This is a genomic window from Novosphingobium sp., assembly GCF_049240505.1.
GTDB lineage: Bacteria > Pseudomonadota > Alphaproteobacteria > Sphingomonadales > Sphingomonadaceae > Novosphingobium.
In genome coordinates, this window is the sequence record NZ_JBMLSM010000199.1 from 26944 (window position 1) to 37409 (window position 10466).

The window sequence follows — 10466 nt, forward strand, 5'->3', positions numbered from 1 at the left end:
GATGGCGAGTGCCGCCGAGGGCATGATGCCGCCCACCCGCCAGCCCTTCGCAAGGCGGGCGTGGATGACGGTGGGCATCCTGTTCCTTGCCGGCATTCTATCGGTGATAGACCGGTCTGCCATCAATCTGCTGGTCGATCCGCTGAAAGCCGATCTGGGCGTTACCGACGAACAGATCGGCCTGTTGCAGGGGCTGGCTTTCGGGCTGTTCTATGCCTGCATGGGCGTGCCGATGGGCATGGCGGCAGACCGCTTTTCGCGGCGCAAACTGATCGCCTTCGGCATTACGGTGTGGAGCCTTGCCACGATCTGGAGCGGGTTTGCCCACTCGTTTGGCGAACTGTTCACCGCGCGCCTGCTGGTGGGATTTGGCGAAGCGGCATTAAGCCCTGCCGCGATCTCGCTCATCGCGGACCTCTTCGTGCCCGAACGACGCGGGCGGCCTATTGCGGTGTTCATGACCGGGCAAGGGCTGGCCAATGGCATCGCCATTTCCGTTACCGGCGTTATCCTGACGGCGGCCGCCGCCGGTGCTTTTGTCGGCCTGCCGCTGATCGGCGGCCTTGCTGCATGGCGGCTGGCGTTCCTGTTGTTCGGCTCTGCCGGGCTGATCGTGGCGGCAATGCTGCTGGTTCTGGCGCGCGAACCTGCGCGGCAAACGCTGGCGACAACCGGTCCGCGTCGTGCGCCGGGGGCGGATGAGGCGCGCTATTTCTGGCGCAACCGGGCGGTGTTGCTGCCGCTCTATTTCGGCTTCGCCGTGTGTTTTACCGTGGCCTATGGCGCATCGGCCTGGGCGCCGACCATGCTGATGCGCGGCTATGGTGTAAATCCCGCCTTCCTTGCCGCGTGGCTTGGGCCGATGGCGATGGCGTTTTCGGCCATTGGCCCGTTGATCGGCGGCACCTTGCTCGACCGGTCGATGCGTGCCGGAAAGCCGATGGCGCGGTTTGCGATCCTGACTTTCGGCCCGCTGTTTGCCATTCCATCGGTGCTGGCCGTGCTGGCGGGCGAAAAGCATCTTGCGGCGCTGCTGGTAGCATCATCCGCGGCGGTCTTCTCGGTCGTCGGCACAGTGATGCTGGCCACGCTGCAATCGGTGGTGCCGCCGCAGATGCGCGGCAGCGCGGTTTCGCTCACGCTGGTGCTGAACACGCTGCTGGGTGCGGCGCTGGGGCCATTGCTCGTCGCCAGCCTGACGCAGCGCGTGCTGGGCGACGATGCGCTGGTGGGCTGGGCCATCGCCGCAGTGTGCCTGCCCTGCCTGTTGGCAGCGAGCGGGCTTTACGCCCTCGCCCGGCGGCGGATGCGCAGTGCGCTTGATATCGAACAGGGCGAATGCGCCCGATTGCTGGCCGCTGAAGCACGCGAACGCGGCTGAACCAATCACAGGGGAGTTTTGGACATGAAGTTTGTGCGGATGTTCGGCTTCATGGCGGCTGTCGCCATCGGGCTGGTCGCGTTGATCCTGCTGACGATGCGGCTGGGCTGGTGGAACCCGTCCTATGAATCGGTGGTAGAGGCGCAGGCCACCGCGCCTTCCACCTTCGAGACATATGGCACCGCGCGCATTCACATGCGCGACGAAGGCCCGCGCGATGGGCCGGTTGTGGTCATGCTGCACTCTTCGATGACGAACCTGCGCGAATGGGACGTCTGGGCCGATGCGCTGACCGACCGCTACCGCGTGATCCGGTTTGACTGGCCGCCCTATGGTCTGTCGACCGACAGCGCGCCGTCCACCGGGATGCCCGGCGTGGTGAAGCTGCTGGAACAGATCGTCGAAGCGAAGAAAGTAGACAAGTTCGCCATCGTCGGCACATCGAGCGGGGCGACGATCGCCACGCTCTATGCCTCGGCCCATCCTGAAAAGGTAACCGCGCTGGCGCTGTCCACCCTGCCGCTGAAGGCACCGCCGCCAAGCGAATTCAGCCGCCTTATGATGGCGATGGTGTGGACGCACGAAAACGTCGTGCCCAACTACTACCCGCGCTTCTATTACCGGCGCTCGCTGGGCGAACTTTATGGCAAGCCCGAACGGCTGACCGATGAAACCGTGGAATGGTCTTACCAGACCAACAACATCCCCGGCGGTTTCGAACGGGTGCGCCAGTATTATCAGGCCAATCTCAAGGCCGTATGGTCAAAAGGTGCGGGCGATGATGCGGCAAAGGTGAAAGCGCCGATCCTGCTGCAATGGGGTGACGCCGATCCGGTGCTGCCTGCCTATCTGGCCGACGATGCGGTTAAGCAGTTTTCGGGCACCAAGGTCGATCTGATCCGCTACCCCGATCTGGGCCACTACCCCATGCTGGAACTGCCGAAGGAAACGGCTAAGGATCTGCGCGCGTGGTTTGACCGCACGCTGGTTCCGGCACCTGCGGTAGCAGCACAATGAGCGCGCCCGATCTGGCAGGCGCATGGGCGCTTCATGGCGCGACGTTGGGTGGCGATGGCGAAGTTCTGTATGAATGGGACGCTGACCTTGCGATCAGCCAGTCGGGCGAAAGCATTGCCGTGGCCATCGAAACCAGCGGCTTCAAGTCATCGCGCGCGGTGAGTTTTGCGGAAAAACTCACCGCGCTGCCCTCGGGCGAATGGCACCTGCGTTATGGCTATGAGGCCGATGGCGATCATGCGGACACGAAGCCGGGGCAGTTCTTCGGGCTTTCCCAACTGACCTTCGCGCCCGATCTGCAAAGCGCGGAAGGATCATCGTGCAATTACAATGGCCGCTATGTGGTGATCCGCCTGGCCGCCACACGAAAGGCTGCGGCATGAAGGTTCGGCACCTTATCGCGGCGCTGGCCTTCTGCATGGCGACAGCCGGAGCGGCACAGACCCCCGATCCCGATGCCGTGATCCCGACCGATGCCGTGATGCGCCAGCGCCATGCGCTGCCCAAGTCACAATTAGCCACCATCGCGGGCGAGACGGTGCATTACGTGGACGAAGGCAAAGGCGCGGCGATCCTTCTGCTGCACGGCTCCTTCGCCAGCCTGCGCCAGTGGGACGACATGGCGCGGGTGCTTGCAAAGCATTATCGCGTGGTGCGCTATGACCAGTCGCCATCGGGACTTTCCGGCCCCAACCCGGCAGGTGTCTATTCGCTGGATCAGCGCATGGCGGTGATCGACGGGCTGATGGACAAGCTGAAGATCGACCGCTTCGTGATCGTCGGGACATCGAGCGCGGGCGTGCCGACCACGGCCTATGCCGCGACCCGGCCCGACCGGATCATCGGCATGGTGGCCATCAACATCGCCATCGCGCGCTTCCCGTTCGACATTTCGACGATGCCCAAGGCATTGCAGGAGGCCGCTGCAGAGGACCGCACGCACCCCACGTTCCACCGCCCCGAATACTGGCGACAGATCCTGCTGGCCAACATGGAAGACAAGGCGCGCGTGACGCCCGAACTGGTGCGGCAGTGGACCGATCTGAACCATCGCGCGATGCGTGATCCGCAAGTGGGCAAGGCCGCCTATGCGCAGTTCACGCCGTTCTCACGCTCTGCCGAAGACCTGCCGAAGATCACCGCGCCCACACTGATCCTGTGGGGCCGCGACGATCACGAAACGCCGGTGGATGCGCACGGCGTACCTGCCTTTGCCGCATCGGGGGCCATCGACAAGACGCTGGAACTGGTGCCCAACTGCGGCCACATGGCCCCACAGGATTGCCCGGTGCGTCTGCTGGAGCGCACGCTGCCGTTTTTGAAGCGGGTGACGGGGAAGTAAACCCAACCCCTCTTCGTCATTCCCGCGCAGGCGGGAATCCAGTCAAACAAGAATGCCGTCGCATGGCGACGATTCTGCCTTGTCGCTGGATTCCCGCCTGCGCGGGAATGACGACGGTTTGGGCCAGCCTTACCCCGCGGCGTCCCGCACCGCCACGGCAGCGCGCACCAGCGGGATCAGGTCGCGGCCGATGCCGATCACGTCTTCCACCGGATCGAAGCCGCGCAAGATGAACTTGTTCACGCCAGCGTCGTAATAGTCCATCAGCGCATCTGCGACCTGAGCAGGCGTGCCGACCAGCGCGCCCGAATTGCTCTGCCCGCCGCGCAACTGGTTGATGCCGTTCCAGAAGCACTTTTCCAGCCGATCGCCGCGCGCGGCCAGTTCCGCCGTGCGCTTGAAGCCATCGGCCTTTACCGCTGCCGTGTTCTTATCGAGCTTGCCCATGTTGGCGGCCACCGTTTCGCGGATGGCATCGGCGCGTGCCCATGCGGCTTCTTCGGTTTCACCAAGGATCACGCGCATCGAACACAGGAAGGCCGGGCTGCGATCGAAGGGCGCCGCCGCTTCGCGCACTTTGGCCACCACCTCGGTCATGCCCGCAACCGTATCTGACAAGGTGGCGAAGGTATCGCAGTATTGCCCCGCCACTTCGAGCGCGGCGGGACTCATGCCGCCGAAATAGACCGGCACATCGCGGTTGGCGGGCTTGATCGCGGCAAAGCCGCCGGTGAAGCGGAACCATTTTCCGTCGTGCGTGATCGGCGCTTCGCTGGTCCACATCGCGCGCAGGATCTCGATATATTCCTTCGCCCGGTCATAGCGTTCGACCTTGGTCAGGTAATCGCCATCAGCCTGCGTTTCCTCGTCGCTGGCGGCGGTGATGATGTGGACGCCCAGCCTGCCCGGCATCAGCCGGTCCAGCGTGGCCAACATGCGCGCGGCCATCGTCGGCGGGATGAAGCCGGGGCGATGGGCCAGCATCACGCCAAGGCGCGTGGTGTGGGCCGCGATCGTGGCAGCAATCGTGAAGTTATCCGGCATGACAGCCGCATTGGCGACCAGCACCTTGTCATAGCCCCAGGCATCGTGCAGCCGCGCCATGCGGGCGATGCCTTCGGGGTCGAACGTCTCGAACGGCAGCGGTGCTGTCTCGCTCGATATGTTGTGGTTTATCAGTCCGTTGATTTCGACAGGCATCGTGCTTTCCCTCAAACGCGGTTCAGTCTCTATGGGCCAAGACTATGCCTGCTGGCCGATCAGCGTAGCTGCGCCGCGCTGCTCTCCGCCTGTCGGAATCGGGGGCTGATACCGGGGATGGAGACTTTTCGATAGGTTCCGAAGCCCACCCCGCTGCGACTAACTTCGCGTGCCGCTCAGCAAGTCTCGCTCCCCTCCCGCAAGCGGGAGGGGTTGGGGGTGGGCTTGCCCTCGCTTGCGCTTACAAAAGATACAATCGCCAAAGAAAAAGGCCCGCCGGAATTGCTCCGACGGGCCGTTTCGCATCTTGGGCAAAGCGCCTTATTCGCCGCCGCGCTGCAGGGCCTTGGCCACCGGCGGCGGCTTGGGCGGGGTCCAGCCTGCGGGAACCGGGGCCGGGGTCTGTTCGCGGGCATAGTTTTCAAGGCTCGACAGCGACGGGCCATAATCTTCGGTCGGCGCGTGCATCCACTTTTCGTCCATCGCGCGGGCCGCAGCCACCAGATCGGCGGGCAGGCCCTTTTCACCTTCGGGGATGGTCTGGAAGTGGGTGAAGTAGTTCACGTGGCCTTCGGCCTGCCCCATCAGCATCCACGGCAGCCACGGCGTGATACGGCTCCACGCACCGATGTGCGGGATGTGCGTGACCTTCGGGTTTTCAACATCGGCGCGCTTCACGGTGTAGATAAAGTGTTCCGAAACGCGATTCATCGGACCAGACGATTCCCGCACCCACTTTTCGGGATTGAGCGCATTGGGATATTGCATGTCGATGTCGCTGCGCAGGATCATCGTGCCTTCGGGGCCGAATTCCCAGTCCTGCAGGAACGGCTTGCGCGGCGGCTTGTCCTTGTTCATCCCGCCGTATGACGGCGGTTCGGGGGCGAATGCGCCAATCGTGAAGTTGAACGGATCGTTGGCAATCGGGACCACCTTCACCGTTTCATTGGTATAGGGGTTGTGCCACGTCTTCAGCAGTTCGCCCGTTTCAAGATCGCGGTAGAACACGATTTCGCGCAGCATCCGGCGATAGGAGCCATCCTCAAGCCGCTTGGTACGGGTGAAGCTGAAGCCTTCGACACCGAACAACTGGCGCACCGGCTCGTTCGGGCGCACGCCATAGGCCTTGCCCTTCAGCCAGCCGCACTTTTCCTTGGTCGGATCGATATCACCATCGATGCGGACATAGGTATCGCGCGTCCATTCGGGATCCTTGAAGTCGATCTTCGTCTTGAATGCCGGGGTCAGCTTGCTTGGCCCCTTCGCAGCTTTGGCGGCATTCGCCACGCCGGGCGCGATTGCCAGCCCGGCGGCAAGACCTGCCAGCCCAAGGCTGCCACGGCGAGTCATCTTCAAGTCATCCATCTTGTCTGCATCCATCGCTGGTGGTTGACGGTCATATCTCGGTCAGGCCCGCTTACCCTCTCCGCTTGATTGAATCGGAGCCAGCCTGTCGATGCGCATGTTTCCGTCTTCCTCGATCAGACCGCAGTGCGCTACACAAGGGTGTTCGCTGTGCGGATAGCAAGGTCCGGCACGGTTTGACGCAAGGGGGAGGAAAAGCAAGAAACGGGCGCGGTCAGCATGACTGATGCCCATCTATCGGAGTCGCACGATGCTCAACACTTTCCAGCAGGCCGATCATCCGATCCTTCCGAAAGCGAGCGCTGATGAAGCATCGCGGCAGGAATTTGCAAAAAGCTTCAAGGGCTTCATTCAGTCCACCCTGCTGCCGGGCCTCACCCCCATCTATCAGGGCCGCGTTGCCCGCAGTTTTGAGAAGGCCAATGGCCGCGCCCCTGCCGATCGCCGCGACATTCGGGCAGGCATGGTCGATGACATCTATTTTCAGCACTATGCCTCGGCCAATCGCGTGGCGCAGGAACTGCTGTGGGAATCGGTCGCCTCATCGGTCGACCGCCAGCTGCCGGAAATGAACGCGAAGGCGGCGCAGCTTTCCGGCGCGGCCAAGGCTGTGCTCGACATTCCCGAAGGTTTTGCCCCGCCACGCTACGTCACCGCGCTGGACATTCACTGTATGCCAGGCGGCTATTGCAGCGAAGTGTGCGAAGCCGACATTTCGGTCGGCGCGCTCTATGATCGCGGGGTCTATCTCTATTCGATGGGCTATACCGGCCCGAACAACGATGACATGGGCCGTTCGGTGGTGAATTACCTGAAGCGCCACATGCCCGATTTCCAGCCGCGCCGCATCCTCGACATGGGTTGCACCGTGGGCCATTCCACCCTGCCCTACAAGGAACTGTTCCCCGAAGCAGAAGTGTGGGGCATCGACGTGGGTGGCCCGTGCGTGCGCTATGCCCATGCCCGCGCTGCCGGGATGGGGCTGGACGTGAACTTCGCGCAGATGAATGCCGAGGAAACGTCATTCCCCGATGGCCACTTCGATCTGGTCGTCAGCCATATCCTGCTGCACGAAACCAGCGGCAAGGCCATGCCGCGCGTCTTTGCCGAAGCGCATCGCGTGCTGGCACCGGGCGGGCTGATGATCCACGCCGATCTTCCGCCGTTTGATCTGATGGACCCGTTCACCCAGTTCATTCTCGATAACGAGACATGGTACAATAACGAGCCGTTCTGGGGCGCGATGCGCGACATGGACCAGATCGCCCTTGCCGAAAAGGCCGGGTTCGACCGTTCGCAAGTGCGCTTCGATACCGCGCCGATGGCGGTCATGGAATTCGCCGCCGCTGCCGAAGGTTACAGCCAGGAAGCCAGCGAACATGTGGCCGAGCGTGAATTCACCGCAGGCGAATTTGCGCCCGGCGGCGGCTGGGAAGTGCTGATCGCCCGTAAGGCAGATGCTTCCGCGCTCGCTGCCTGACCCTCTGATACGAAAAGAAAATCCCAGCATGACCGAAGCTGAAAACCGCCCGCACGTTATCCGTTATGCCAAGGGCAAGCGCCCGCAGTTCTATGAAGCGCCGGGCATGGACGCGGCCATGTCGATGATCATGGTGCTGGCCAGCGAACTGTCGGTTCTGCGCGACCGGCTCGATTCAGCAGAGCGCGTGGCCAAGGCCAGCGGCCTTGATCTGGCCGCCGGGATCGAGACGCTGGAACTGGATCAAGCCGCACTGGAGCAGCGCGAAGCGGCGCGGCAGGACTTCATGACCCGCCTGTTTCATGTCCAGTTGAAAGACGCCGACGAAGCCGGGCAAGCCCAAACGGATGACGCTTTCAAGGCGACGATCCACGAGATCGCGCAGCAGTAAGACGCCTGCGCCGCTGCTGCGCTATTTGTGGCGCAGCGCGGCGGGGTAGCGGTCGGTCACGCGCTGGTTCAGTGCATTTAAGGCCGCGCTGTCGCCACTTCCGAACGCTGCCAGAAACAGCCCGGCATAGCGGTTGGCCAGATCGATCTGCGCCAGTTGCGCCGGGCCGGGGCGCGACATATCGCAGATGGTGCCGCCAAAGTAATGGTCCGCGCCTTCAAGCACGAGGCCATAGCGCTGCCCACCGGCAGGCGCGGCTTCGAACGGGGCAAGGTGGCCTTTCCAGCCATCTTCGGGGCCGCCGGGGATCAGATCGCGCGTGCCGGTCTGGATCAGGGCGGGCACTTTGAGCGCGCCATATCCTTCGGCAGTGACCAGCACCGGGACTGGCGCGGGCGGGGAAAAGGCGATAACCGCCTGGGCCAGCGCAGGCACCAGTGGCAGGGCCAGCCCTTCGGGTGGGACCGGCTGCGAACCACCCAGCGTCAGCGCGACCAGCCCGCCATAGGAATGACCCGCCGCGACAAAAGGCTTGCCCTTCATCCCGGCCACCAGCAGCCGCACGTCCTCTATCCGGGCTTTCCAGCTGGCAAGGCCGGGGAACTGCGCGGTTTGCGGGTGTTCGCGCGAATCCACATGGAGGGGGGCCAGCACCCGCCAGCCCGCCTCTACCCAGGGCAGCACGATCAGATCATAGTGCCACGGGGCCGAGCCTGCGCCGTGCGAAAACAGGATCGTGCCGCGCGCGCGGCCTTGCGGCTTCCATTCGGTGATCGCCACGGCACGGCGAGCAGGCGTGCGCATGGTGTGCTGGCGGTGTGGCGGCGTGCGCGCTGCAGCGACGTCCGGCAGAGCCAGTGCCGCCATGCCCACACCCAGGCCGGAAACCAGTCCGCGTCGTGAAATCGCCATGTTTGCGGTCCCTTACTTGTCCAGCCGATAGCGCGAGAAGATCAGCAGGCTAATCAGTTGCGTGCCCACCGGGATCAGGCTGTAGAGCAGGACGATGCCGTGGATCGCCTGCGGCGTCTGCGCCACCGCGCCGCCGGTGGACGATACGAAGCCGAACGCGCTCATCACCAGCCCGGCCAGCACGGGGCCAAGCGCGAACGACAGCTTTTCTATTGCGGAGAAAAGCCCCGCAAAGACGCCTTCGTTGGCCACGCCCTTGTGGCGGCGCTGATAGTCGATCGTATCGGTCAGCATCGACAGCGAAAGCATGACGAAGGCGGAGTTGACCACGCCGATGATCCCGCCGCGCACCAGCACCAGCACATGCTGCGTGCCCAGCGCGCCAAGGCCGGGGAGCGTGACCAGCACATCGTCAGCCGGGTGGATGAAATACCACGTTGCCGTGACTGCTGCCCAACCGAGCGAGGCGACGACATAAGCGCGCTCCTTGCCCCAGGTGCGCGAAAGGCGCAGCCACATCGGTTGGGCGGCGATCCCGCAGATCGACATGATCAGGATGAACGCGGGCACGATCCACACCGCCTGCAGCGCGTAAAGGTAGATGAAGCCGATCACGGTATAGCCCGCCGCCTGTCCCACGTTCTGCACGAGGCAGGTGGTGAGCAGCACCAGATAGGGCCGGTTGCCCGCAATAGCGCCCAACTGGCTGCGAAGGGTGCCGGGCGCGGTCTGGTCAACGATCATCGGCACGCGCATCAGGCCCAGCGCCGTCACCAGCATCGTGGCCATCGAGGCAAGCCCCAGCACCACCGCCATCACCGTCCAGCCGAAATCGCCGCCACCCAGCCCATAGACCAGCGGTTGCGCCACGCCGACGCCGACCAGCACGCCCAGCGTAGAGAACACCATGCGGAACACCATGATCCGCGTGCGTTCGTGCGCGTCGTGCGAAAGCGCCGCCGCAATGGCCAGATAAGGCACCGAGAACATCGAGAATGCAGTGGACGCAAGGAAGAACAGACCGCACGTGATCGCTGCCGACAGCAACGGACTGCCGCTTTTGGTCAAGGTGAACAGCGCCACGAAGCCCAGCCCGGTCAACACCGCGCCTGCCACCAGAAACGGCGTGCGGCCGAACCGGCCCCGTGCACGATCAGACCACGCGCCCACCAGCGGATCGCACACGATCAGCCACAGCTTGGGGACCAGCACGACCAGCCCGGCCAGCCATGCCTCAACGCCCAGCATCGTCGTCATGAACAGTGGCAGCAGAACCGCAGGCGTATCGCGGAAAACCTGCGCGCCCAGTTGCCCGATGCCATAGCGGGCCAGTCCCGAGGTGGCGATCCGGTCTTCGTGCGGTGACAGATCAGCCTGC

General features: G+C 63.7%; 10 protein-coding genes. 6 read left to right on the plus strand and 4 right to left on the minus strand.

Features of this window, described 5'->3' with window-relative positions; translation table 11 throughout:
- Position 1: 1 nt before the first annotated feature.
- The 4 genes from ACOVQ0_RS15965 to ACOVQ0_RS15980 are packed head-to-tail and all read left to right on the plus strand — an operon-like array spanning position 2 to position 3740.
- On the plus strand, positions 2-1381 hold the full coding sequence (locus tag ACOVQ0_RS15965) for an MFS transporter (RefSeq protein WP_421886609.1): 1380 nt from the start codon (positions 2-4) through the stop codon (positions 1379-1381).
- Between the two features lie 24 nt (positions 1382-1405).
- Positions 1406-2398 (plus strand): alpha/beta fold hydrolase, encoded by a 993-nt coding sequence (locus ACOVQ0_RS15970; RefSeq protein WP_421886611.1) that lies wholly within the window; start codon positions 1406-1408, stop codon positions 2396-2398.
- Positions 2395-2781 (plus strand): hypothetical protein, encoded by a 387-nt coding sequence (locus ACOVQ0_RS15975; protein ID WP_421886614.1) that lies wholly within the window; start codon positions 2395-2397, stop codon positions 2779-2781. The genes ACOVQ0_RS15970 and ACOVQ0_RS15975 overlap by 4 nt, the downstream gene beginning before the upstream one ends.
- Positions 2778-3740 (plus strand): alpha/beta fold hydrolase, encoded by a 963-nt coding sequence (locus tag ACOVQ0_RS15980; protein WP_421886617.1) that lies wholly within the window; start codon positions 2778-2780, stop codon positions 3738-3740. The genes ACOVQ0_RS15975 and ACOVQ0_RS15980 overlap by 4 nt, the downstream gene beginning before the upstream one ends.
- Positions 3741-3869: 129 nt before the next feature.
- Here ACOVQ0_RS15980 and ACOVQ0_RS15985 read toward each other — a convergent pair whose 3' ends face one another.
- Together ACOVQ0_RS15985 and ACOVQ0_RS15990 are read right to left on the minus strand one after the other, a co-directional pair.
- Complete coding sequence (locus ACOVQ0_RS15985; protein WP_421886619.1) at positions 3870-4940, minus strand: LLM class flavin-dependent oxidoreductase; 1071 nt, start codon at positions 4938-4940, stop codon at positions 3870-3872.
- A gap of 321 nt (positions 4941-5261) precedes the next feature.
- Positions 5262-6305: a DUF1838 family protein gene (locus tag ACOVQ0_RS15990; protein ID WP_421886621.1), complete on the minus strand. Its 1044-nt coding sequence runs from the start codon at positions 6303-6305 to the stop codon at positions 5262-5264.
- Positions 6306-6555: 250 nt separating this feature from the next.
- On the opposite strand from ACOVQ0_RS15990, the gene ACOVQ0_RS15995 reads away from it, so the two are divergent.
- Both ACOVQ0_RS15995 and ACOVQ0_RS16000 read left to right on the plus strand, forming a co-directional pair.
- Positions 6556-7785 (plus strand): class I SAM-dependent methyltransferase, encoded by a 1230-nt coding sequence (locus ACOVQ0_RS15995; RefSeq protein ID WP_421886624.1) that lies wholly within the window; start codon positions 6556-6558, stop codon positions 7783-7785.
- Positions 7786-7813: 28 nt separating this feature from the next.
- Complete coding sequence (locus ACOVQ0_RS16000) at positions 7814-8176, plus strand: hypothetical protein (RefSeq protein WP_421886626.1); 363 nt, start codon at positions 7814-7816, stop codon at positions 8174-8176.
- Between the two features lie 21 nt (positions 8177-8197).
- On the opposite strand, the gene ACOVQ0_RS16005 is transcribed toward ACOVQ0_RS16000, so the two are convergent.
- Positions 8198-9088 (minus strand): alpha/beta hydrolase family protein, encoded by an 891-nt coding sequence (locus ACOVQ0_RS16005; protein WP_421886630.1) that lies wholly within the window; start codon positions 9086-9088, stop codon positions 8198-8200.
- Between the two features lie 12 nt (positions 9089-9100).
- The coding region (locus ACOVQ0_RS16010) for an MFS transporter (RefSeq protein WP_421886633.1) at positions 9101-10466 on the minus strand (1366 nt) is incomplete at its 5' end.

What these genes read in the sequence shown, in the direction of transcription:
- ACOVQ0_RS15965 (WP_421886609.1), top strand. Translation starts at nt 2, where the DNA reads ATGGCGAGTGCCGCCGAGGGCATGATGCCGCCCACCCGCCAGCCCTTC.
- ACOVQ0_RS15970 (WP_421886611.1), top strand. Translation starts at nt 1,406, where the DNA reads ATGAAGTTTGTGCGGATGTTCGGCTTCATGGCGGCTGTCGCCATCGGG.
- ACOVQ0_RS15975 (WP_421886614.1), top strand. Translation starts at nt 2,395, where the DNA reads ATGAGCGCGCCCGATCTGGCAGGCGCATGGGCGCTTCATGGCGCGACG.
- ACOVQ0_RS15980 (WP_421886617.1), top strand. Translation starts at nt 2,778, where the DNA reads ATGAAGGTTCGGCACCTTATCGCGGCGCTGGCCTTCTGCATGGCGACA.
- ACOVQ0_RS15985 (WP_421886619.1), bottom strand. Translation starts at nt 4,940, where the DNA reads ATGCCTGTCGAAATCAACGGACTGATAAACCACAACATATCGAGCGAG.
- ACOVQ0_RS15990 (WP_421886621.1), bottom strand. Translation starts at nt 6,305, where the DNA reads ATGGATGACTTGAAGATGACTCGCCGTGGCAGCCTTGGGCTGGCAGGT.
- ACOVQ0_RS15995 (WP_421886624.1), top strand. Translation starts at nt 6,556, where the DNA reads ATGCTCAACACTTTCCAGCAGGCCGATCATCCGATCCTTCCGAAAGCG.
- ACOVQ0_RS16000 (WP_421886626.1), top strand. Translation starts at nt 7,814, where the DNA reads ATGACCGAAGCTGAAAACCGCCCGCACGTTATCCGTTATGCCAAGGGC.
- ACOVQ0_RS16005 (WP_421886630.1), bottom strand. Translation starts at nt 9,088, where the DNA reads ATGGCGATTTCACGACGCGGACTGGTTTCCGGCCTGGGTGTGGGCATG.